Source organism: Streptomyces sp. NBC_00078, from assembly GCF_026343335.1.
Classification (GTDB): domain Bacteria; phylum Actinomycetota; class Actinomycetes; order Streptomycetales; family Streptomycetaceae; genus Streptomyces.
Genome location: NZ_JAPELX010000001.1, coordinates 7,643,059 through 7,666,561, shown reverse-complemented (window position 1 = coordinate 7,666,561; position 23,503 = coordinate 7,643,059). Strand labels below are relative to the sequence as shown.

General features: G+C 67.1%; 12 protein-coding genes and 1 pseudogene. 3 read left to right on the top strand and 10 right to left on the bottom strand.

Features of this window, described 5'->3' with window-relative positions:
- Positions 1-15: 15 nt before the first annotated feature.
- On the bottom strand, positions 16-3,738 hold the full coding sequence (locus OOK07_RS35590) for an nSTAND1 domain-containing NTPase (RefSeq protein WP_266800582.1): 3,723 nt from the start codon (positions 3,736-3,738) through the stop codon (positions 16-18).
- A gap of 187 nt (positions 3,739-3,925) precedes the next feature.
- On the opposite strand from OOK07_RS35590, the pseudogene OOK07_RS35585 reads away from it, so the two are divergent.
- Positions 3,926-4,201 (top strand): annotated as a pseudogene (locus OOK07_RS35585) (PE-PGRS family protein); the annotation flags it as partial.
- Between the two features lie 66 nt (positions 4,202-4,267).
- Here OOK07_RS35585 and OOK07_RS35580 read toward each other — a convergent pair.
- The 3 genes from OOK07_RS35580 to OOK07_RS35570 form a co-directional block, all read right to left on the bottom strand.
- On the bottom strand, positions 4,268-5,359 hold the full coding sequence (locus OOK07_RS35580) for an IS110 family transposase (RefSeq protein WP_266800580.1): 1,092 nt from the start codon (positions 5,357-5,359) through the stop codon (positions 4,268-4,270).
- A 1,228-nt stretch (positions 5,360-6,587) separates the two neighbouring features.
- Positions 6,588-7,055, bottom strand: coding sequence for a nuclear transport factor 2 family protein (locus tag OOK07_RS35575; RefSeq protein ID WP_266685924.1), 468 nt, complete (start codon positions 7,053-7,055; stop codon positions 6,588-6,590).
- A gap of 83 nt (positions 7,056-7,138) precedes the next feature.
- Complete coding sequence (locus OOK07_RS35570; RefSeq protein WP_266800578.1) at positions 7,139-7,996, bottom strand: alpha/beta fold hydrolase; 858 nt, start codon at positions 7,994-7,996, stop codon at positions 7,139-7,141.
- 118 nt (positions 7,997-8,114) lie between these two features.
- On the opposite strand from OOK07_RS35570, the gene OOK07_RS35565 reads away from it, so the two are divergent.
- Positions 8,115-8,741 (top strand): winged helix-turn-helix transcriptional regulator, encoded by a 627-nt coding sequence (locus OOK07_RS35565; RefSeq protein WP_266685922.1) that lies wholly within the window; start codon positions 8,115-8,117, stop codon positions 8,739-8,741.
- A 689-nt stretch (positions 8,742-9,430) separates the two neighbouring features.
- On the opposite strand, the gene OOK07_RS35560 is transcribed toward OOK07_RS35565, so the two are convergent.
- The 5 genes from OOK07_RS35560 to OOK07_RS35540 all read right to left on the bottom strand — a co-directional run bounded on the left by OOK07_RS35560 (position 9,431) and on the right by OOK07_RS35540 (position 20,118).
- Positions 9,431-9,706 carry a 4Fe-4S dicluster domain-containing protein gene (locus tag OOK07_RS35560; protein ID WP_266685921.1) on the bottom strand — a complete coding sequence of 92 codons (276 nt, stop codon included), beginning with the start codon at positions 9,704-9,706 and terminating at the stop codon, positions 9,431-9,433.
- A gap of 92 nt (positions 9,707-9,798) precedes the next feature.
- Positions 9,799-15,468, bottom strand: a complete 5,670-nt coding sequence (locus OOK07_RS35555) for a type I polyketide synthase (RefSeq protein WP_266802147.1) — start codon at positions 15,466-15,468, stop codon at positions 9,799-9,801.
- Positions 15,465-16,340, bottom strand: a complete 876-nt coding sequence (locus OOK07_RS35550) for a thioesterase II family protein (protein WP_266685919.1) — start codon at positions 16,338-16,340, stop codon at positions 15,465-15,467. Before OOK07_RS35550 ends, OOK07_RS35555 begins: the two co-directional genes overlap by 4 nt.
- An 81-nt stretch (positions 16,341-16,421) precedes the next feature.
- A complete protein-coding gene (locus OOK07_RS35545; RefSeq protein WP_266800575.1) occupies positions 16,422-18,164 on the bottom strand; it encodes an NAD(P)/FAD-dependent oxidoreductase in 1,743 nt (580 codons plus the stop codon).
- A 118-nt stretch (positions 18,165-18,282) separates the two neighbouring features.
- Entirely contained in the window at positions 18,283-20,118 is a 1,836-nt protein-coding gene (locus OOK07_RS35540; protein ID WP_266800574.1) for an NAD(P)/FAD-dependent oxidoreductase, read from the bottom strand.
- Between the two features lie 675 nt (positions 20,119-20,793).
- On the opposite strand from OOK07_RS35540, the gene OOK07_RS35535 reads away from it, so the two are divergent.
- A complete protein-coding gene (locus OOK07_RS35535; protein WP_266685916.1) occupies positions 20,794-21,636 on the top strand; it encodes an AfsR/SARP family transcriptional regulator in 843 nt (280 codons plus the stop codon).
- Positions 21,637-21,773: 137 nt separating this feature from the next.
- On the opposite strand, the gene OOK07_RS35530 is transcribed toward OOK07_RS35535, so the two are convergent.
- Positions 21,774-23,435, bottom strand: coding sequence for an MFS transporter (locus tag OOK07_RS35530; RefSeq protein WP_266800571.1), 1,662 nt, complete (start codon positions 23,433-23,435; stop codon positions 21,774-21,776).
- Positions 23,436-23,503: the final 68 nt, after the last annotated feature.

The window sequence follows — 23,503 nt, the reverse complement described above, 5'->3', positions numbered from 1 at the left end:
TGCCCACGCAGACGGTCAGGGGCAGACCCGCCGGTACGGCCGGTCCGGAACGTAGGTGCGCCACTGCGCCCGGGTCAGCTCCGTGTTCCCGGCACGGGAGCAGACAAGGGATACCGCTCGGTCGGGATCCACGACGTACCGCTGGAGCGGGACGTGCTTGCCGCCCAGGTACAGCATGCTGCTGTCCGGGCTGAAGGCGAGCGTGTCGATGCTCTCACCGTGGGTGGGCGGAGGAGGACCGAGAGGTTGTTGGGTTGCGATGTCCCAGAGCTGGACGGTGCCCGCGTCGCCGCCCACGGCAAGCGTGCTGCCGTCCGGGCTGAACGCGAGAGCCTTGATCGTCTCGGCCGAGTCGGAGGACGGATCGACGGGCGCCGGAAAGAGGTTCCTCAGGATGCCCGCTCGGTGCCGGAGGTCGCCGTCCCAGATGGCCACCCGCCCGGTCCCGTCGCCGGCCGCCAAGCGGGAGCCGTCGGGGGCGAAGGCGATTTCTTCGATGTCGTCGTGCTGGACGAGGGGCTGGACGTGGGACCGGCCCGCTCGGACGACGCGGTTGTCGGTCACGAGGAGCCGGCCGTCCCGGCTGACGGCCGGACGACGGCCGCCCGGGCCGGGGAGGAGCGCCGTCCTGCGCTGCCGCGTGGTGTCCCATGTCTCGTTGAAGTAGCCGTCCTCGGTCAAACGTGCGGTGAGGAGCGTACGACCGCCCGGTCCCAGGGCGATCGCGTCCGTAGACGTCGTGGACGCCGTCGCCAGGTCCACAGTGGTCTTCGCGTGTCCTCCGGCCACGTCCCACACCGTCATACGCTGGGGCGCCGTGTCCCAGGGGGCGGAGACTCCGTACGCAAAGATGCCTCCGTCGGGGCTGAAGGACAGCAAAGGCTCGGTGACCTCCCCGGGGACCGTCCGGTTGCCGGGGCGGAAGAAGGGACGTGACGGGGGCGGCAGGGTTCGCAGCAGACGGCCGTCGCGCGTGTTCCGCAGCTGGAAGACGTAGCGGTCACCGATACGTTCGGCGGTGGCGAGCGTCCTGCCGTCGGGGCTGAGCCGGACCCCGGCGAGCGGACTCTTGCGCCAGGCGCGGGTGAGCGTCGTGGTGAGGTCGAGGGTGTGGACCGTGCCTCCTTCGAGGTACCGCAGCAGGGGCTGTGAGGAGTCCCAGGCGAGACCGGAGAGCGACTCGTTGTCCAGGGAGTGCCGGAAAACGGGGTTGCCGCCCTTGGACAGACGCCACACTCGGATCTCCTGGCTGCCGCCGGTTGCCAGAAACGAGCCGTCCGCGCTCACGACGGCCGAAAGGGCACCCGGGTGGGCGACGTCGGCGAGCTTTCGTCCCGACGTGGTGTCCCATACGCGCACCCGGCCCCCGGTGAGAGCGAGGAGCCGGCCGCCGGTGAGGCCGAGGAAGGTGCCGTCACCACAGACGCCGCGAGCGCTCGTCCAGACGCCGGACCGGACGCTGCGCGCGGAGGTGTCCCAGACCTGCGGGGACCGGCCGCGCGGGCAGACAGCCAGCAGCCGGTCGTCGTCGGCCGCCGCGGCGGCGAGCTCCCCCCTGCCGGCTGACGGAGTCCGGAAGACCAGATGGCCGTCGGTGAGGGAGTAGAGCCCAGCCCGGTCGTCGAACATGCTCGTCACCAGGTAATTGCGGCCACTCGCCCCGAAGCGCACGGTGCCCCTGAACGGCAGGGGACCCCCGATCCAGCGCCTCGTTCGCGTGTCCCACAGCCGCTGGGTCTGCTGGGCGGTCCGGATGACGAGCACCCGGCCGCCCGGACCCGCACCGAGTATCGCCCCGTGAGGTACCGGCCCCGAGGCGATAGGGCGGTGGGTGCTCACATCCCACGTCCGCCAGGTGTTGTCGCCGATGCTGAGCAGAGTGCGCCCGGAGCTGTCGAGGAGGCGCGTCGGTTCGTCACCGGGCGCCGGGTCGGTGAAGTTGTCCAGTTCGGGCTGGGCCAGCGCGCCCAGCAGGGCTCGGCGGGACTCCGGCAGCGGGGACATGCGCCATGCGGCGACGCCGAGCAGCATCGCGGTGCGCGGGTCGGTGGTGCGCAGCGCGTCGGCGACCGCGGCCACCCGGCGGGCCGCCGTGTCGGTGGTCTGCCTCTCGCTGTCCTGACGCAGTCGCAGCGCGGTCAGGCCGACGACCAGGGCCACCACCAGCACGGCGCAGAGCGAGGCCGTGAGCGTGCGGCTGCGGCGCCGGGCCCGGGTGGCGGCCCGCTCCTCCGTCGCCCGCTGCTCCGCCGCGGCGACCAGGAAGGCCGTCTCCTCGGACGTCAGGCCGTCGTAGCCGCGGTCGTCGCCCACGAACAGCTCCTCGGCCCGCGCCAGGCGGGTGCCCCGGTAGAGCGTGCCCGGGTCGCGGTCGTGCTCCAGCCAGGTGCGGGCGGCGTCGGTCAGCTGCCGGTGGTGGCGCAGCCGCTCCCGATCCGCGTCGATCCACTCGCGCAGCCTCGGCCAGCAGGTGATGAGCGCCTCGTGGGCGAGCTGCACTCCGTCGTCGTCGGTGGTCAGCAGCCGGGCCCGGGTCAGCCGCCCGGCGACGGCTCGCACTTCGGGGTCCTCCCAGCCGGCCATTTCCTCCCAGCCGAGCGGGCGGCGCGTGTCGGCGTTGCCCTGGCCGGGCTCGACCATCCGCAGGAGCAGGTGCCGGGCGGCGTGCGCCTGCGCCGGTGAGAGGTCCCCGTACGCCTCCTCGGCGCTGGCCGCGATCGCGCCGTGCACCCCGCCGGCCGCTTCGTACGAGGCCAGGGTCAGCATCCGTCCCTTGCGCCGCCGCCAGGTTTCCAGCAGGGCGTGCGACAGCATCGGCAGTCCGCCGGGCTCGTCGAGCACGTCCTCGACGATCCGTGCGGTGAGGGTCCGCTCCACGATGAGCCCGGCCGCCTGCGCGGGACCGATCACCGCCTCGCGCAGCTCGTCCGCGGTCATGGGCCTGACCAGGAACCCGCTCCCGTGCAGTGCCTCCGCCAGTCGCGGGTGCTCGGCGCACCGCGCATAGAAGTCGGAGCGTACGGCGATGAGCACGCGCAGTCGGCTGCCCGGGTCGCGTGCGGCGAGCAGAAGGTCGAGGAAGCGGTCCCGCTCGGCGCGCTCGCGGCAGAGGGTGAAGACCTCCTCGAACTGATCCACCACCACCCAGCTCTCCGGATCGTCGGCCGTCGGCGTCAGCAGAGGGCCGTAGGTGGTGGCGGGCCGGGCTCCCGGAGTGAGGATCCGAAGGACCGCCGTACGCCCCTGCTCCGCGATCTTCTCCCGCAGCACGGGAATCAGACCGGCCCGCAGCAGGGAGGACTTGCCGCTGCCGGACGCCCCGAACACCACGGCGAACGGGGACCCGCACCCCAGCTCGCTCAGCTCGTCGATCAGCCGGTCCCGGCCGAAGAACAGCTCACTGTCATCCGGCTCGAAACGCGCGAGGCCACGGTAGGGCGGGGCGGCGTCGGCATCCTCCTGCCGCTCCTCCCCGGCCAGCGCCTCGGCCTCCGCCCACCGGGCCTCCCACGGAACGGGGTCCTCCCCGCACGCCTGGACGTACGCCTGGAGCACGGCCAACGACGGCAGTCGCTCGCCGCTCGCGGCCTTCGCCAGGGTCGTCGCCGAGAAGCCGGCCTTCTTCGCCATGGCCCGGTACGACACGCCACCCGCCGAACGGCGCAGCTCCCGAAGATCATGGGCGAGCCGCTGCACCGGACCGGCCGCCGGGTCGACCGGTAGTTCGGGACGCCCCACTGCGAAGCCTCTTTCGCACACAAGAAGAAAAAGCTGATCAGCAGCACAAGGTACTTTTCGTCCCCCTCGGGCGAGAACCCTTTCCGACTGTGATGTCCGTCGGAGGGGTTGTCGCGCGGACCACGCGTGGCCGGGCGTTGTCAGGCTCTTCCTGGTAGAGGTATCGCGCAACGTCCGGGGGTAGCACCGCCTGCGTCGAACGGTGGCGGGCGCAGGGGTCCTGGAGCTGAGCCGCCTCGATGAGACGGCATCGCTCACCGGAATGGACCCGCCGAACACCGCGGCGACACCATGGTGTTCGAGAACCGCCACGGCATGTGCCGGGCGGGTTGGCCGGTCTCCGAGCGCATCGCCCGCCACGTGGCCGGACGCCACGCCGACGAGGTCCTTCCGGAGGTGGACCGCAGGCAGCAGGACATCGCGCAGGAGCGTGCCCCAGCCCTCCTGGTACTCCTACAGCCGCCCGGCCCTTTCTGTATCTCAGTCGAGAGGAAGGTGCCTCATGGACAGGGGTGGATGCCCTGTGCGGTCAGGAAAGCCCCGATGCCCGAAGCACCGCCTCGACCGTCTCGGCGTCGATGTGCTGCCCCAGTCGCTCCATGAGATCCGCTCCGAGGCGGAGCGTTCCGCGTTCCAGGGAGCGGCGGACGCCCGTGTCGAGTTCGTGCCAGAGCAGGGGGTTGGCGGCGAGGATCCTGGGGTCGAGTTCCAGACGGTGACCGTGAACGTCCTGCAGGACCAGGTGGGAGGAGATGCCGTCGAACTGCCGTACGGACGTCAGTGCGTCCGTGTGGATCACTCGCCGGCGCCAGGGGGCGCGTGCTGCCAGCCAACCGGAACCCGCGGTCACGCGCGCCGGAAGCAGGACGGCGCACAGGCCGGCCGACAGGGTCACCCAGAGCACGGTGCGGAGGGGCGTCAGGCTTCCCGCGTCCCAGTCGACCAGGACGCTCATGGCGCAGAAGACCAGGGCGCAGCCCACCGCGAGCCGCGTAGCGTGGAGCACCGCCGTCTCGTCGGCCTCGTCGTGCAGGCTGTCGTCGACGAGCCCCGCACAGGTACGCAAGAGCTCCGCGTTGCCCAGCCCGGCCAGTTCCTCCCTCAGCTGCGGATCGGCACGGATGAGGACGGCCTTGAGCTGGCTGATCGACTGGGTGCGGGCCTTGACCGCCGAGTCCTTGGCCAGCTTGTACATCCGGGCGATCTCCACCGGCCCATCGCCCGTCTTGGCCTGGGCGCGCGCCCGCCCGCTCAGCACCGCCCGGGCCGCGTTCTCGGCATCGAGCGGGTCCGACTTGCCGCGTCGGCGGCGGTCGGCCCGGTCGAACCGATTCACATCGAAAACGTCCACGCCCTGGGCCAGCAGGTAGCGGGACAGGGCCGCCCCGAAGGAACCGGTCCCTTCCACTCCGGCCCGGCGCACCGTACCCGACGCCCTGGCCCACCCCAACAGCTCTCGGTAGCCGGCCGCGGTGGCTAGGAACTCCTCGGTGCCGATCACTTCCCCCACCAGGGAGAGCACGGCGGCCACATGGGCATCCCGGTGCGTGTCCACTCCCAGGACCGCCTCCCCCGCCGGCCGGCGCCGACGAGCACGCGACGCGGAGGACGTGCCGATCACGCTCGTTCCCTTTCAGGCCGACGGCTTGTCCCGTAGCCGACACCGGGCCGTGCGGACGGTCAGAATCGTGAAGACGCCTTTCCGGCAGGCCCCTATCGAGACACGCCCGGTCAGCCCGAGACCAGCAACACACCGTCCCCGGCCGGTGGTCGCCCCAGTGTGAGCAGGACACCCCGGTCAGAGATCTCAGGAGTCAGACCCCCGCCGCAGAACAGCACCCGCCTACTGCTCTCCGTCAACCGGCTTCCATCCACGTCAGCCCCCTCGTTCGAGCCTAGCGACTCGAACTGGCCGTCCCCGACGAACAGAACTGACACCATGCCGCCGTCGTACGTCACTTCGAGTCGAAGGCGGACCCTTGGAACGGCAGGTCAATGAGCGGCAGCTCTCCGTGTTGCAGTGGGTGGGGACCGGGTGCCCTGCCGGCGTATGGGAGACCAGCTCCTACAAGACCACCTGTCAGGCACCGCACAACCGGGGCCTGGTCACGGTCTCCCGGAAATACCCCCAGATGGCCATCTGACCTGCACTTTTACCCCGACCACCCATCGAGTGGGCACATTTGGGCACAGTGAAGGCTGCACCACAGTCGCGATCTACCGCAGGCCAGTCAGGTTCACGCGACGGAACCGGTTCGTCCGCCACGAGGCGACCCTAACCGACGAGGGCCGTGGGACGCCGTGCGCGCTCCCTACGGAGTCGTTGCCCGTGATGCCATGCGCAAGTGATGCAATGTCTGCAATTCCGTTGATGCGCGGAGGCGGAGGCTTCAGGTAGACGGCGGATCTCCTGAACTGCTTCGGATCAGGTACTGGGGCCGTTACAGGCATGGCGTGGCGGAACACCACTCGACCTGGGGCCTCTCAAACGACAGGCCGTAGTGGCCGCGTTGCTGCTCTGCCGAGGGGCAGTGGTGAGCCACACTGATCCGCGGTGCCCCCCGACCCAATTGAGGCCGTGCCGCCGGTCGGGCTTGCGGTCACTCGCCTCGCGTCTACCGACGACCGACTGGCCTGGCCGCCGTGTCCCCGTTCGGCGACTACGCCGACTCCCCCACCGACGCCGCCTTCTGGCCCTGGCTGGTGCTGCGACACGAGCCCACTCGTACGGTACGGGTTGCCGCGATCACCGCCTGGGCAGCACCAGTCGTTTCGATGGGGCGGACACGCGTCCGAGCCAGAGCGCGATCACCGAGAGTTCGACCCTGCTCGGGTGGCTGCGCCGATCGTCATTTGCGTCGCATAGCACGGCGCATGACCCCAGGATGCCGTAGCAGCTTGGGCCCCAGAACGAACGCGGATACCGTCAATCCCAGCCACGGACGGACGTGCGGTGTCACTCGACGGATGCGGCCGTCTGCGTCCTGTTCGATCAGCATCGCGTCCTCGACGCGCACGCCTCCGAGTCGAGCTTCGGCCACTGCGACGGTCGTGTCAGCATTTCCGACTCGAAGACGCCAGTGCAGGTCCCGCGACAAAGTCGGCAGAAAAGCAGCGAACACGACGCGCAGATCATCGTGGCCCCGGATCACCGTGCGGCTGGACAGCGGGGTCACCATTTCGGCGTCCTCGGCCATCGTTTCGATCACGGCGTCCACATCACCAGCCGAAACCGCGGCACAGAATCGAGCCACCAAGTCGCCGGTGGCCATCTCTTCAGCGCCAACGTCTTCGGACGCAACGTCAAGTTCCTCCATCAAGGGCACCCCCAGTTATGAGACGTCAGGTAGAGCCGGGTACGGCTTCCTCGAAATCGTTGCCAGCGCAGGGGGTTCGGTGGCTACTTGGCCGCCGAACTGCCCCACCAGGTCTGGATGGCTTCGCTCATCTCGTCGGCGGCGTCGGACTGCACGAAGTGGCCGGCGCCATGAACCACCTCGGTGGTGGAGTTCGGGAACTTCTCCCCCAGGCGCGCACGGTCTTTGTCGCCGAAGGCCACGTCGGCGTCCGCCCATACGATGAGCGTCGGGAGCTGGTCGATCAGCGTCAAGTGCTCCTCGATGTCGGCGAGAAACTCGCGGCTGCCGGTAATGGCGCCCGGCAGGATCGCGCAGGCGTTGCGACGTTCCCGCGTTGCCAGCGCCTCCCTGTAGTGCGTCATCTCAAGCTGGGAGACCTTGCGGCGCCGGTGACCTGCGGGGATCAGCGCGTTCACAAACAGGTTGGCCCGCCTGATCAATTCACGTCCGATGGGGCCGCCCATCACCCTCGACGCCATTTCGGCGCGCAATTCGCCGTTCACCGGCCATGCCCAGGTATTCGCCAACACGAGCCGCTCGAACTTGTCCGGCCGCTGCTCGGCTGCGTACAGGCCGATCGGACCTCCCCAGTCGTGTGCGACCAGAGTGAGGTTCGACAGTTCCATGTGATCGAGGAACGCCACAACCACTGCGGCGTGGTCGTCAGGCTGGTAGCCGTAATCGGGCGCCGCGACCGAGAGCCCGAACCCGGGATAGTCCAAGGCGATGCAGCGGAACCGGTCACGCAGGCCGGCGATTACGTCCCGGTACACGAACGACCACGTCGGGTTGCCATGCAACATCAGCAAGATCGGCCCCGAGCCCTCGTCGATGTAGTGCACGACGTGCCCATCCAGCTCGACGAAGCGGCTCTTGAAGGGATACAGGTCGTCGTCCACCCAAGACGGGCGCGTGCCTACAGGTTGCTGGGTCGGCACTTGCTGGGCCTCCTCGCTACGGGTGACATATACTCAAGTTACTATGAGAAAGTCAAGCACAAGTGGGCCGAGGAGAGCAATGCCGAAACGGTCTTATGGTCAATATTGCGGTCTTGCCCGTTCGCTCGACGTTATCGGCGGGCGCTGGAGTCTGCTGATCGTCCGGGAACTGCTCGTTGGCCCGGCTCGCTACAGCGAACTCCTGGCCGGGCTGCCGGGCATCGCCACCAACCTGCTCATCGACCGCCTGCGAGAACTGGAAGAAGCCGGCGTCATCCAGCGCACGCTCGACACCGACAACAACAGCGTCGCGTACATGCTCACCCCATGGGGCAGCGAGCTTCGCCCCGCCGTCGCCGCCCTGGTGAACTGGAGCACTCCCCTGATGATCTCGGGTCCGCAGGGCGATAGCTTCCGGGGGCATTGGCTGGTGGTGGCGCTGGATTCGCTGCTGAAGGACATGCGATCCGACGAGCCGACGACGGTGGGGCTGGCCGTCGACGACGCCATCGTCACGGTGCGCGTCGAAGAAACAGGCGTGCACGTCGAACTCTGCCGTGGAGAGGCACCGGCGACGGTGTTTCGCGGCGATCCTGCGGTCGTGTTGGGCTTGGCATCGGGCATGCTGACGGTCGAGCAGGCCATATCCGGGGGTGATCTGCAGGGACAGGAAAAGGATCTCGCCCTCGCGTTCGGGCGCAGCTGATCCGAAGGGATGCATATCCCCCTGAGCATCGGAATGTCGACCACCCCTGGATGGCCGATGAAGGTCTCGGGGAGGGCCGATACGGCGGTCAGGCCGGGCGGCCCCTTCGGTCACATGCGGGTCAGGGTGAACTGCCGGGCGCCCTCGATGCGGGTGAGACCGAGGTTGCAGTCCGCGGAGGTTGAGGGCGGCTGCGCGGGTATGGGGCCAGGTGTCGTTCGTGATGGTGACAGGGCAGTGGAGCTTTCGGGTGCCGTGGCCAACGAGCCAAGGTACAGCGCACTCGGACTGAGCCACCAACGGCCATAGCCAGCTTGCCAGTTGGGATTGGTGGCAGCCTGGGGGCGGCCTGCCGCTTGAGGGTGGTGGTGCGGGCAGACGGTCAGGATGCGCCCCGTCCTGGCTTTGGTGCACTCCGCACGCAGCTTTCCGCCACAGGCCGCACCGCAGTTCCTGGACCGTCTCGAAGTCCGACAATCCATGCAGGGCCCGCAGCGTGATCGCGGCGGCCAGGATCTCGGCGGCAGACTGGGCAGCCGCCCGTTCGCCGAGGGATACATAGCTCCTCGTTGGCCTCGGCCGTGTCAAAGACGCACCGTGGCCTACGAAGCCCCCAGGGGGCCGGGCCACAGCGGTCCTTCGCAACGACGGCCCAGCATTCACGGTCGGTCGCCAGCGGACGTCGGCCACTACGTCGGCGCCTCCTGGTCAACGAAGAACTGCCTGTTGGCCGCAATCGCCGACCGCCACTGTTCCGGAACATCGTCTTCGCTGTAAATCGCCTCGACCGGGCAGACCGCCTCGCACGCACCGCAGTCGATACAGGCCACCGGGTCGATGAACAGCTGGTCATGCTTGTCGAAGTCCGGCCCATCGGGCGAGGGCTGGATCGCATCGACCGGGCACACGTCGTAGCACGACGAGTCCTTGCTGTCGACGCACGGCTCGGTGATCACGTACGGCATACACATCTCCTTGGGATCTGTGGGCAAGACATCGATATCTCCGCCGATCGGCGACCACTCGTATGGCCCGGCGGACACCGTGTACGGACAGGTCAGGCACCCTCGCCGTGTTTCGCGTCCGGCGACGAGACCACCGAGGCGCTGTCTTGATCGTGTTCGTGGTCGGCGAGCGGGCCGGCGTCCAACTCCCCCAGCAGCGCCTCAAGTTCGTCAGGAGCGGTGTCGGCGAGCAGCCGTTCGAGTTCATCGAGCTGATCGTCGACGTTGCCGGTCCCGGCGGGCACCGACTCGTCCGCGTCGGCAGCAGTGTCGGCTCCGCCGAGTTCGAGCCGTGCGACCAGCCCTTCCGCGAGCCCGGAGATGGTGGCGCCCTGTAGCAGGTCGAGGACCGAGACATCGATCTGAAGGACGGCCTCGATGCGGTGTTTCATCTCGATCGCCATCATGGAGTCCAGCCCGAGGTTGCTGAGCGTTTCTTCGGTGCTGGTTTTCTCGGCTTCCAGACCAAGCACCCGTGCTGCCACGTCGCGCAGGTGGCCGACCAGAACTGCGGCACGCTCGCCTTCGGCGGCCTGCCGCAGAGCCGCGAGCACAGATTGGACGTCTGCGCCGCCGCCTTCGGGCTGGTCACCCTGGTCGCGGACCTCGAGTTGGGTGAACATCGGTGGCAATTGGCCCGCCAGCGAGGTCTCCCGTGCCGTCACCCAGTCGACGGTGATTGCCACCAGGTGGGCTGGGCGTTGGTGCAGAACGCGGCCCAGGATCTGCATACCGGCTTCGGGGGTGATGAGCTCGATGCCGCGACGGGCGTACATCTGCTCGAGATCGAGCTGTTCGACCATGCCGACCGACCACGGCCCCCACCCGATGCTGAGTGCGGGCAGCCCGAGCCTTTGCCGGTAGACCGCCAGCGCGTCCAGGAAGGCGTTGCCGGCCGCGTAGTTGCCTTGGCCCGGAGAGGCGATCACCGAGCCGGTGGACGAGAACAGCACGAAGAAGTCCAGGGCTGTATCCCGGAAAAGACGATGCAGCAGCCAGCCGCCGACCAGTTTGGGCCGCAGAACCTTCGTGAATGTCGCCTGGTCCATCCGTACAAGGAGTTCGTCGTCGACGACACCGGCGGTGTGGACCACGCCGGCGATCGGCGGCAGGCCCTGTTCGTGGTGCGCGTTCAGCCATTGCCGCATTTGGTCGGGATCGGTCACGTCGACGGCGGCGAGGTGAAGTCTGGCGCCGAACGATTCGAGCTCACGCAGCTTGCCGACGAGGCCCAGCTGTGGGTGGTCGTCAGGCAGCTCGTCCCAGGACTGCCGGGGAGGGACCGGCGTGCGGCCCATCAGGACTACGTCCCGCGCGCCTCGCTCGGCCAGGAACTGCGCGACGAGCAGTCCGAGCGAGCCGAGGCCACCGGTGACCAGGTAGCTGCCGGCGTCACGCATGCGGGCCGGGAACGGCGGCGTGAGTTCGGTGCTCTCGGCGAGACGGGCGACGTAGCGTCCGCTCCCCCGCATCGCAATCTGGTCCTCGACATCGGCCCCGGTGATCTCGTCGACCAGCAGGCGGGCTTGCTCGGAGTCGCTATGCTGCGGGTCGAGGTCGCACAGACCACCCCAGAGCGTCGCGAATTCCTGGTGTCCGATGACGCGGCCCAGTCCCCACAGGGGAGCCTGCGCGATGTTCGGCCGGTGGTTGTCTGCGCCGAGGGATTGCGCTCCGCTGGTGGCCAGCCACACCTTCGGCACCTGGGAGAGCTCGGCCGACAGGGCCTGCATCAGTCTCATGACCGACAGCACACCGATCTCCTGGGAACCCTGCAGGTCGTCGGCCGAGCTGGTTTCGTCGAGGTCGATGTCGAGGCTCCACAGGTGCACCACTTTGCCTATCTCGTGGTCACGCAGCCTTCGTATCAACTCCAGGTAGTGTGCCTGGTTGGCGGGGTCGATTGTGTATGCGTCGTTGCTGCCGTCGACGAATTCCCCGACGTCGGCGTGCGTCACACAAAAGACGCGACGCCCTTCGGCTCGCAGGATGGTCGCCGCTTCGGCGCCGACGCCCGTCGCGTCGGTGAAGATCACCCACGCGGCGTCAGTGCCGGTCGCGCCGAGTGCCGGGACCTCCGCTGCCGCATCGTCGTCGGTGAATGTGGGCTTTCGGGGCGTCTCCTGCCACTCCAGCTCGTACAGGCCGCGGTCGATGCGCTCTGGGGACAGGCTTGCCGCAGCTGCGAGCGACTGTGCCCTGAACCCTTCGATCTCCACCAGAACCCGCCCCGTGCTGTTGCACAGGGCGATATCGCTGACGATCTGCGCACGATCGGCTGCCACCACATGTGCGACGACGACCATCTCCGCTGTGGGCGGCGCCAGCACGCGGATCCGGTCGATCCGGACCGGGAGATACGGTGTGACGCGCTCCTGATCCGTGTCGGGCGGGGTGGCCGCGATCAGCAGGACTTGGAACGCGGCGTCGACCAGACATGGATGGAACAGGTAGTCGCCGACACCGGCACGGATCTCGTCGGGAATCGCGACGGCGCCGACTGCCACTCGGTCGCCGGTGGCGATGTTGCGGACGCCCTGGAACGCGGGCCCGTACTCAAACCCCATGCCGCGCGTCTGCGTGTAGAACTCGTCCTGGGAGATGTGGTTGCCGCACCCGGCGCGCGTGCCGGCGACATCACGCGGTGCCGGCGCTGCGGCACTCGTACCGAGTTGAGCGGTCGCGTGGACCGTCCACTGCCTTTCCCCGCTGGGCAGCGCCAGGTAACTGGCGATCTCGACCCGTGCCTGCTCCTGGTACAGCGTCGTCCGCAACCGCGCGTCCGACACCGGTGAGAGAACCAGCGCCTTGCGCAGCTGCAGACCGTCGACGCTGTAGTGGTCGGAGCCGTACACCTGGTGGGCAGCCGCCAACGCCATCTCGATGAGCGCCGCACCTGGCATCAATGTGTTCTCCTGAATGCGGTGGTCGACCAGATACGCCAGGTGACCGGTGTTCAGTTCCACCTCCCAGGTGGGGTGTGGGGCGTTCATGCGCTGCCCCAGCAACGGGTGTACCTGCTCGTAGTGGCGGTCCTCGCGCGCCTCGGCCGATTCGTTCCAATAGGTCTTGAGCTGCCACGGGTAGTTCGGCAGCTTGACGAACCTGGCGTCGGCCGAATGGAAGGTCTCCCACTTCACCGGGTGGCCGTGGCTGTGCAGCGAGCCCAAGGTCCGCAGCAGGAGTTCGTCGTCGGGTTCGTCGCGCCGAAGCGAGGGGACGACCAGACCTTCTCGCTCGTGCTGGGTGAGCAGTTCCCGCATCGAGCTTGCCAGGACCGGGTGTGGGGCGAGTTCAACGAAGTGGGTGCAGCCGTCGTCGACCATCTCGCTGAAGGCTGCCGAGAATAGGACTGTGGCCCGCACGTTCTGCCACCAGTAGTGGGCGTCGGCTCCGCGGCCGTCGATACGACTGCCGGTGACCGTCGAGTACAGGGGCAGCTTGGCTGCGCTCGGGCTCAGGTTGGCCAGACCGGTCTCCAGGTCCGCCCGCAGCGGATCCATAAGGTGGCTGTGGTACGGAACCTTGACCGGCAGGAAGCGGTGGAAGACGCCGAACGTCTTCAGCTGCGCGGCCATGCTCTCCAGGATCTGGGCGTCGCCGGACAGCGTTACCGCGCTCGGGCTGTTGATCGCCGCCACCGACACCTGGGGTCCTGCGTCAGCGACCGCCTGATTGAGGGTTTCCGGTGTCATACCGACGGCAAGCATACGGCCGCTGCCCGACGTGCGCTGTTGCAGACTGCTGCGGTAGTGGATGACCTTGGCCGCCTCGGCCAGAGTCAGTACCCCTGCCACGTATTGCGCGGCGACCTCGCCGGCGCTGTGACCGATGATCGCGTCGGGTTCGATGCCCCACGAGCGCCAGAGTTCGGCGAGGCCAACCTGCAGGGCGAAGTTGGCCGGTTGGGCCACCTCGGTCTCCGCCATCCGTGACCGGTCCTCGTCCGCGAGGAGTTCCTCCACGAGCGACCAGCCGGTGTGCTTGCGCAGTTCTGCGGCACAGGCTTCGACGGCTGCACGGAATACCGGCTCGGTCGCAAAAAGTTGCCTTCCCATGCCCCACCATTGCGGGCCCATGCCGGAGAAGACGAACGCGAGCTTGGGCTTGCCTCCCGGCTGGGCTCGGCCTCCGACCACGCCGGCCGCTTTCTCCTCGTCAAGGTGGGCGCGCAGCCGCGCGCGAGCCTCGTCCGAGTTCTGCGCGATCACGGCGAGGCGGTGATCGTGATGGGTGCGGCGGAGGTTGCACGAGTACGCGACATCGGAGAAGGCGTGGTCGGTTTCGTCGAGGATGGTACACATCGACTCGGCCAGGTCGTGCAGTGCGTCGGCGCTGCGAGCCGACAACGTGACGACGTGGCGCCGGTCGTCACCGCGGGTCGAAACGGCGGCCTCGGCTGGCGGCTCCTGGAGCACTGCGTGGGCATTGGTTCCGCCGAAGCCGAAGGAGTTCACCCCGGCGTATCGGGGACGGTTGCTCGTGGGCCAGTCGATCAGCTGGGTGGGCACGCGCAGCCCGTAGGCGGCGAACGGGATGGCGGGGTTGGGGTCCTTGAGGTGCAGGTGGCCGGGAATGCGCCCGTGCTTGAGGGAAAGTGCCGCCTTGATCAATCCGGCCACACCGGCGGCGGCTTCGAGGTGTCCGATGTTGGTCTTGACCGACCCGACGAAGATGGGCTCGTTGTCGGGCCGGTTCGTCGACAGGACCCGACCGATCGCGGCGGCCTCGATCGGGTCTCCGACCGGTGTGCCCGTTCCGTGTGCCTCGACGTACTGCACCTCGTGGGGTGACACCCCGGCCGACGCGTAGGCGGCGCGCATGGCGGCCTCTTGAGAGGCGCCGTTGGGGACAGTGATGCCGTTGGTACGGCCGTCCTGCCTGACGGCGGTCCCACGAACGAGCGCGTAGATCGAGTCGCGGTCGGCCTGCGCCTGGGCGAGTGGCTTCAACAGGACCACGCCTGCGCCTTCGCCGCGCGCGTACCCGTTCGCCGACGCGTCGAACGTCTTGCAGCGGCCGTCAGGGCTCAGGAACCCGCCCTTGGATTCGGCGATCGTCATGTTCGGCGCCAGCATCACATTGGCGCCGCCGACCACGGCTTGCGAGCACTCGCCGTTCCAGATGGCCTGCGTCGCAAGGTGAAGCGCCACCAGCGATCCGGAGCAGGCGGTGTCCACGGCGAGGCTGGGGCCGCGGAAGTCGAACGCGTGCGACAGCCGGTTGGCCAGCATCGTCATCATCATGCCCGTAGCGGAGTGCGCTTGGAGTTCGTAGCGGCTGTGCACCCCGTAGTTCTGCAAGAGCTTGTAGTCCAGGGTGAAACCGCCGACGAATACCCCGGTGTCGCTGCCGGCGAGACGATCCGCGTCCTGGCCGGCGTCTTCGAGGGCTTCCCAGGTGGCCCGCAGCAGCAGGCGCTGCTGGGGGTCGAGCCAGATCGCCTCTCGCGGTGAGATGCCGAAGAACTGGGCGTCGAACTGGTCGACCCGATCGAGGAATCCGCCTCGAAAGGTGCTCATCTTGCCGAGTTTGGCGGGGTCGGGATCGTAGAATTTGCCGATCTCCCAGCGGTCCTGCGGGAGTTCGCGGGTGGCGTCCACCCCTGAGCAGAGCAGGTCCCAATAGGCGTCGGGGGTAACGGCTCCGCCTGGGAAGTGGCATCCGATCCCGACGATCGCGAGGGGTTCGCGCCCGGGAGGCCCGTACTGTCGATCGCTCATGCGGGTACGTCCCCCTCGGAGATCATCGTGGACTGGAGTTCGGCGGCGAGCTGGGCCAAAAGCAGGTCCTGGCTTGAGTGGATGAAGAAGTGCGAGCCGGGCAGCATGGTGAGGTCGAACTCGTTGTCTGCCTGGACTTTCCATTGCTCGAGGTCCGCGCGCCCGACCCGGACGTCGTGTCGGCCGCCGAAGACCGACACCGGCACGGACAGCGGGGCTTCGGCCACGTACTCGTAGGTGTCGCACAGTTCGAAGTCGGCGCGAAGCGTCGGCAGCAAGGCTCGCATGAGCTCGTCGTTGTCGAGCACGTTCTGTGGCGTGCCTTCCTTGGCGAGGACCGTTTTGAGCACCTCATCGGGCAGATGATGGATCTTGATATTGGGGTTGGGAAGCTGCGGCGCACGGAACGCGGCCAGGAGCATTCGTTCTGGCTGCGGTGCACCGGCCCGCCGCAGCTGCCGGGCCAGTTCGAATGCCACGAGCGCACCCATGCTGTGCCCGAACAGCGCGAACGGCCGGTCGAGCAACGGTGTGATGGCCGTGTGGAGGTCGGCCACCAGCGGAGCCAGCCGCCGGTAGGAGGGCTCGGCTGCCCGGGACTCGCGCCCCGGCAATTGGATCGCGCACACCTCGACCTGGTCGGGCAGGTGGCCGCTCCAGGCATGGAAGACCGTGGTGCCGCCGCCGGCGTAAGAGAAGCAGAACAGCCGCAATGCCGGATCGGCGCTCCCATGCCGGACGAACCACGCCGGGGCTCCCGGGGTTTGCGCCCGTCCTTGGCGCAGGCGTTCGACAAGTCGGGCGCGTCGTTCGGGCGGCAGATCCGCAAGTCGTGCTCGGAGGCGCTGTTCGGTGCCGATCGGTCCCGTCATCGGCGGTCCTGTATCCGGGCGACTTCGTCCTCGACCGTGGCGGCCGATCGGATCGCTGGGTTCATGTCCCTGTCTCCCCGCTCAGGCCATCGAGGGGCTCTGTCGGCCCAACGTGATCCACGCGCTGTCGATCGGGTTGGCTTCCTGCATCTGCTGGTGCCTCGCGCGCAGTTCGGTCAGCAAGGGGTCGGCGAGCCAGGCTTCGATCTGCGGTCCGGCCGACAGCTCCGGTGTCTCCCGCAGTTGGTCAATGACGGTGGTGACGAGCTGTCCGGCGACCTGCTCGAGCAGCGTGACGTTCTTGGCGAATTGCTCGTCCAGCTGGTCGTCCGGCAACCCGGCAGCCATCCCTTCGTGGAGGTCGACGATGAAGGGCAACAGGGTGTAAGGATCGGCGAAGACCCCCTCGGCCGGCCGATCGTCCACCGCGTGCCACTCGCGCGCGAACTGCTGCACCCGGTTGTGGATCTTCCAGGCGCGGAACAGATTGGCCAGAGATTGGGGGCTGTCACCGAGCCGTGGGAACTTGCCGTGGAAGAACAGCAGGCCCGGCACCGACCAGTACATGATGGTGTCCCAGATGACCTTGGCCACCATCACCTGCGGGTTGCCCATCAGCGGGTACTGCTGCTCGTAGGCAGCCAGCCAAATCTCGCTGAGCACGAGGTAGACCTGATTGTGCGCGACGGCCTTCTCCCGGATGTCGTCACCGGCGCGGTCACGTTCGATCAGATCCACGATCAGCCCGTTACTGATCCCCATGAGGTCGCCGCCGGACGAGTACAGCGGGTCGATCGAGACGCCGGCCTCACCGGTGAGGCACCACCGGTCCTCCGAGTACACCTGCTTGCAGCCGTAGGCGTAGTCACGCATGACCCGGAAGTCCTGGATCTTGTCGCGGTGCGCGTCTACGGCCGCCGCGCATTGCGGTTCATGGTTGCGGAGCCATTCGAGCGCACGATCGAGCGTGTTGAATCCGTCGTACGGATGGATATCGGCGTCGGCGACGATGCCGATGCTGGTCGATCCCGACGCGAGTGGGATCAGCCACACCCAGTAGCCGTGGCCCATCAGGTGGTTCGTCGACAGCCGGCGGGCGCCGCCCCGGCGGCCGTAGGGGCCGCGCTCGACTTCAGTGCGTGCTCGCCAGTCGGGGGCGTTGGACCAGGATCCGATGTCGATTGGATGCGCCACCCGCAGCCAGGACGAGTTCGCGTGGTGGGAACTCGGTTTGGCGAGTTGCTGTTGCCGCTTGAGCAGGCTCGCGCGCCCGGACGCGTCCACCACCCAACGCGCTTGGATGAACTGGTGCTTGCTGCCGCCGCTCACCTCGATCAGGTGCTGCTCTTCGCCGCCGCGCAGGTCGACCCGAATGACTCGATGGTTGTCAAGGAACCGTACTCCCTCGGCGATGGCTCGGGTGCCCAGGTGGTTCTCGAGGCGGCCGCGGTCGAGCTGATAGGTGGGCAGAGGCGCCTCTTCGATCTGCCCGAACTCCACCCGGCGCGCGATGTCGTGATTGCCGTTGTGGGGGAAGAACATCCGCAGCCCGAACTTGCGCAGCTGCTCGCTTTCGAGGTGGTCTTTCAGACCGAGGACGTCGCGCAGGTAGTGGGCCTGCATCTCGACGCTGGACTCACCGACTTTGTGGGCGGCCTCGGCAACCGGGTGCGCCTGTCGCTCGATCACGGTTACGGCGAGGTCGGGCATGGACTGCTTCAGCTGGAGGGCCAGGGTGAGTCCGGCGATGCCGCCCCCCAGGATGGCCACATCAACGGTTTCGGTTGCCTGCTCCCCGGCAGGGTCGTTCGACGATCGGTTCATCGCGGGCTCCGGGCCGTCTCGATCGGCATGGTCATCACTGTGCCGCGGACGGACCCGGGCGCCAGCTGGGAAGTGGTGCTCCGGCGATTGCCGGGACGGAAGACTTCGAACATGTTGCCTACCTAGGGGTCGGGCTCTCGAGTGCGTTGATCGCGTGCGTGGCGGGTCCCGGCTGTCCGGCGTCAGGCCGCCCGATCGTCATCCACTGCGGGCTGGTCGGGTTGCGGTGTCGTTCGCGCCGGTAGGCGGCCAGCAGATCCGCGATGATCGGGTCGCGCTGCCAGTTCTGGATGCGGGTGACGACATCGTCGTCGTAGGTCCGCTCGGCGTAGGTGGCGATGACCGTGCTGACCAGTTGTCCGGCGAGCTGAGCGAACAGACGGGTGTTCTCGCTGAACCGCGTCTGGAACTCCGCGGCGGTCAGCTCATCGGCCATGCCGGCATGCAGCTTGACCATGAAGTTCAGCGGTGCGTACAGGTCGACGAACTGTGGACTCAGCTCGGAGTTGTCGATCGATGCCCACTCACGGAAGAACTGCTGGACCCGGTTGCTGATCTGGGTCAGACGCCCCAGGTCGGCGGCCACCGACGGGATGGTGGCCGCGGTGCGAAACTTGTCGTGGAAGAACAGCAGGCCGAAGACGCCCCAGTAGAATGCGGTGTCCCAGATGACTTTCGACGTCATCACCTGCGGGTTTCCCATAAGGCTGTACTGCTTTTCGTAGATCGCCAGCCAGATGCTGGTGACGCTGCGGAACAGGCTGTCGTGGATCGCGCCCAGGGCGGCGACGTCCTCCCCAGCCAGCGAACGGGTGACCAGGTCGACCACCAACCCGTTGCCGATAGCGATCAGATCGAGGCCCGGCGAGTAGAGCGGGTCGAGGAAAACACCGGACTCACCGGTGAGACACCATCGCTGCTCGCCCGAGAAGACCTGTTCACAGCCGTAGGAATAGTTGCGCATCACCCGGAAGTCCTGGATGCCGCCCACGTGCTCGTCGACGACCGCCGCGCACTGCGGTTCGTGTTCTCGCAGCCACTCACGCGCCTTGTCCAGGGTGTTGAAGGAGGTGAACTGGTGAGCATCGGCATCGGCGACGATCCCGACGCTGGTCGAGCCCGACGCGAGCCGGATGAGCCACACCCAGTAGCCGTCGCCCATCAAGTGGTTCGTCGACATGGCGCGGTCGCCTTCGGCGATCCGCTCGGCCCATTCGGGGTCATCGGTCCAGGTGCCGACGTCGATCGGGTGCGCGACCCGGAACCATGCGGCGTTCGCCGTGTGCCCGACCTCCTCGCGCAGACGACGGTGGTGGCGCTGCAGCAGCTGGCTGCGACCGGAAGCGTCTACCACCCACCGAGCCTCCAAAGTGCGCTCGCCAACGGGCCCGGCCATCCGGATCCGGTGCAGCGCCTGATCGGACCGCAGTTCCACGTCGAGCACCTTGCAGCCACCGAGGAACTCGACCCCCGCTTGGGTGCAGCGCACACCCAGCTCGTTCTCCAAGCGGCCACGATCGAGCTGATAGGTACTCAAGGGCGGAAACACCGAGCTGCCCAGCTCGACGCGACGGGTGATGTCGGAGTTGTCGTGGTTGCTGAAGAACATGCGCAGCCCGAACTTGCGGATCTGACGCGTCTCGAGGTGGTCCTTCAGCCCTAGCACGTCGCGCAGATAGTGCGCGGCGATCTCAACGGTGGACTCGCCCACCTTGTGTGTGGTCTCGGGGACTGGATGAGTGAGTTTTTCGACGACGACGACCCGAATACCGGGCAGGTTCTTTCGAAGCTGAAGCGCGAGCGTCAGGCCGGCCGTACCGCCGCCCAGGACAACCACGTCATAGTGCCCTGGCCCGGTCGATTCTGTCGCCATGCGTGCGCGCAGCGACTCTGCGAGCGCCCTCCGCTGGTCACCCGACAATTTGGAGAGTCGATGCCGTACTGCTTCGGTCATGGGTTCCTCCTCGCAAAAGCACTCTCACTGCACCGACTTTCGGAGCGCTTACATCGCACGGAAGGATCGCGAAAGGCGGCCAGCCAAGATCTTGGGGGCCGGCGGGGTCACGGGCCGGAGAGGATCCGTCCGCGGAGCACGTCGAGGTCGGCCCAGCCGTAGCCCAGGCGTTTGGGACCCGAGGAACTCGACGGGACCATCAGCAAGAACACACGTCGAATTGGTCGTGATCCTGCAGGCACAAGAGTGCGCCTGCATGGAGGAGCAGGGATAGGGGCTCCGCGAGCTGAGCTCACGCGAACCGACGCCATCCGACGCCCTCCACGTTTCCCAAGTGGCCCCATTCCATGGTGCCTTGGATGGGATGCGACCTGCCCGGGCCTCACCCGAACGACACGACGACCTGGCCCAGGAAGTCAACCGCATACTGATCCGGCTCCATGTCGCGCTGCGCGACCTGAGCCCCGGCGGGGGGCATGACCCAGTGCGGCAGCTCCGGTGCGGTCTCAATGGAGCTATTTCACACACGTGTTCGCCGAAGCCATGTTCACGACCGAGTACAGCACTTCCCCTGGAACCTCACATACCCGTCTCGGCGTATCCACGGCCGGGGGGAAGGCTCAGGGGCACCGGCGATCCAGGTTGTCCGGTGCGGCTCATCACGGGGGAGGCGATATGTCCGAGCAGCAGACAGGGGCGCAGGACGGGGATCGACGCAAGTCGAGTGCTGAAGGCGCGAGTCACCAATTCACGGCTCGTTTATTCGGACCGTTCCAGATCTGGCGCGACGATGACCCGCTGAATGGCGCAGCCGAGTTGGGTCGTGCCAGCGCCCGCACCCTACTGAAATGGTTCTTGTTGAATCCGGGAGTCCACGTGGAGTCACTGGAGTTGTGTGAACTGCTGTGGCCCGACCGCAGGTCGCGCAGCAATCCCAACCGGCTTCATGTGACGCTGCACTACCTGCGATATCTACTCGAGCCGAACCTGGCAGCCCGGCAGCCGTCGACCTTCATCCGCTCAGACGGCAAGGGTCGGTATTGGTTCGACCTTGCTGACTGCTGGTGGACCGACGTCGCCGAGGTGGAGCGGCTCTTCGCCGAGGGCAGGGATGCCGAAGCGAACGGCGACATCGAGACCGCGATCATGTCGTGCGAGGTACTGCTGGACTACTACAACCGGACTTTTCTGCCGGAGAACCTGTTCGATAAAGCCTTCGACTCGTCTCGCACGGCGTACGAAGTCGCGCACCGGGAAACGGAGAGCCGACTGTTGCGGCTTTACCTGATTCACGACCTGACTCACAAGGCACTCCAGATCGCCTGGTCGGTCCTGGAGCGTGACCCCTATTCAGAGGATGCATCGACAGCCATCGCAGAGGTCAATCTGTTGCAGGGCAACGTGTTGGCCGCGCGGACGCAACTTGCAAACTACCTGGAGACCATTCACCGCGAACTCGGAGTCGATCCGAGCCCTGCCACGCGGCAATTGTGGGAACGAATAGAACGGGCTGGGTGACGAGCGACACCGTCAAGGTGCGCCTCACCGGCAAGTGGGGCGACGACGTTCACGGTCGTCGCCCATCACACGCAGGCACCGGCCCAGCCACACGGACTGGTGCGACCAGGGGACCTGTCCCGCCCCGGAAGATCGCCCTACGGTACGTCATCCCGCTGACGTTGGCCGTCCGCCGAAAGATCTCCGCCTGTGCCGGAGTCGGCACCGTCCTGAAGCCGGGAACGACCACGGCGGCGCGACAGGAGCGCATCCGCCATAAGTGCACCTGCGGCCGCGCCCGACATGTCTCGGGCCAAGAGGTGAGTGGGAGCATCCTGAGCACCGGATCGAGGGCGGGCAGGCAGGAGCAGCGCTGCCAAGAGCGCCCCAACGAGCGAGACCCCCGCCGCAACCAGCGAAGCGCCGGACATACTGTGCAAGAAAGCGGCAGTCGCAGCGTCGAACAAACGGTGCCCGCTCTCAGCGAGGCCGCGGTCGGTGAGCGTTCGCGAAACCTGAAGAGCAGCCCCAAAGGATTTCGAAGCCGCGGAGTACGCCTTCTCACTTACCGGATCACCTGGAAGAGTTGATTCCAGACGGCTGCGATACAGCGACGAAGCCACGCTTCCAATGACCGCCACCCCTAGAGTGCCGCCGAACAGGCGCGTGGCGTCGTTCACTGCAGCGCCAACCCCTGCCTTCTCCTCGGAAACCGCCCCCATGATTGCCTCGGTGGCTGGTGCACTCGCCAATCCGACCCCGACCCCCAACAGAAGCATCTCACCGGCGATCATGCCGTACGAGGTCGTGCCCGTGTTCCTTGAGGTCCACAGGAGCCCCGCGGCAAACAGGATCAGGCCCGACACCACAACGACTTTGTTCCCGATCTTCACCGCGAGCTTCGTTCCCGTGAGAGAAGAAAGAGCCACTGCAAACGCCATGGGGAGTAGGCGTACCCCCATGGAAAACGGGCTATAGAACTTCACCAGCTGCAAGTACTGCGTGATCACGAAGATGAAGCCCTGCAGAGCAAAGAATGAGATTGCGACCGCACCGCTCGCCGCGCTGAACCGAGGGTTGGCAAACAGCGATACATCGAGCATCGGGTGGGTGACCCGGTACTCGACGGCAACGAAGATCACCAGGAGCGCCACGCCGAGCACAAGACAGGAGACGGTTCGAACGGATCCCCATCCCCAACCAGGCGCTTCGATGACGCCGAGGACGAGAACCGCCACGCCGGCGCTCGAAAGCAAAAGGCCCAGCCAGTCGACCGAAGGCGTCCTTGAGTCACGGGAAGTCGGCACCACCCAACAGATGAGGACCCCGACCACCACGGCGACCACAGCCATGAAGACGAAGATGCTCCCCCACCAGTGGTGCGCCAGCAGCCAGCCGCCGACAATCGGGCCAGCCGCGACACCGAAGCCCGTGACGGTTCCCCACATCCCGATGGCCCCGGCGCGTTCGACGCGCTCTGTGAATACGTTCACGAGGATGGAGAGGGTGGCGGGAAACATGAGAGCAGCGCCCATACCCATGAGCGCGCGCGCGGCGATGAGTTGACCAGGCGTGTCAATGAACGCCGCCCACAGACAGGAGGCTCCGAAGATCACCAGGCCGGCAAGCAGGACACCCTTCCGGCCCTGGCGGTCGCCGAAGCTGCCCCCCGCGAGCACCAAGGCGGCGAAAGCCAGGCTGTAGGCATCAACCACCCACTGCAGCTGCGCCGTACTCGCCCCGAGTTCCTGCATGAGCGCGGGCAAGGCGACGTTCACGATCAGGATTTCCACACTGATGATGAAGGCAGTGAGGGTCAATGCGAGAAGGATCAGAGGTTTCCGCATAGCTTGACTTTCTCAAGTTGAGGTAATAATTGTCAAGTGAC

Bases quoted from the DNA above. Each gene is read 5' to 3' on its own strand.
- OOK07_RS35555 (WP_266802147.1), bottom strand. From the start codon at position 15,468: ATGAGCGATCGACAGTACGGGCCTCCCGGGCGCGAACCCCTCGCGATC.
- OOK07_RS35560 (WP_266685921.1), bottom strand. From the start codon at position 9,706: ATGCCGTACGTGATCACCGAGCCGTGCGTCGACAGCAAGGACTCGTCG.
- OOK07_RS35550 (WP_266685919.1), bottom strand. From the start codon at position 16,340: ATGACGGGACCGATCGGCACCGAACAGCGCCTCCGAGCACGACTTGCG.
- OOK07_RS35545 (WP_266800575.1), bottom strand. From the start codon at position 18,164: ATGAACCGATCGTCGAACGACCCTGCCGGGGAGCAGGCAACCGAAACC.
- OOK07_RS35535 (WP_266685916.1), top strand. From the start codon at position 20,794: ATGTCCGAGCAGCAGACAGGGGCGCAGGACGGGGATCGACGCAAGTCG.
- OOK07_RS35540 (WP_266800574.1), bottom strand. From the start codon at position 20,118: ATGACCGAAGCAGTACGGCATCGACTCTCCAAATTGTCGGGTGACCAG.
- OOK07_RS35565 (WP_266685922.1), top strand. From the start codon at position 8,115: ATGCCGAAACGGTCTTATGGTCAATATTGCGGTCTTGCCCGTTCGCTC.
- OOK07_RS35575 (WP_266685924.1), bottom strand. From the start codon at position 7,055: ATGGAGGAACTTGACGTTGCGTCCGAAGACGTTGGCGCTGAAGAGATG.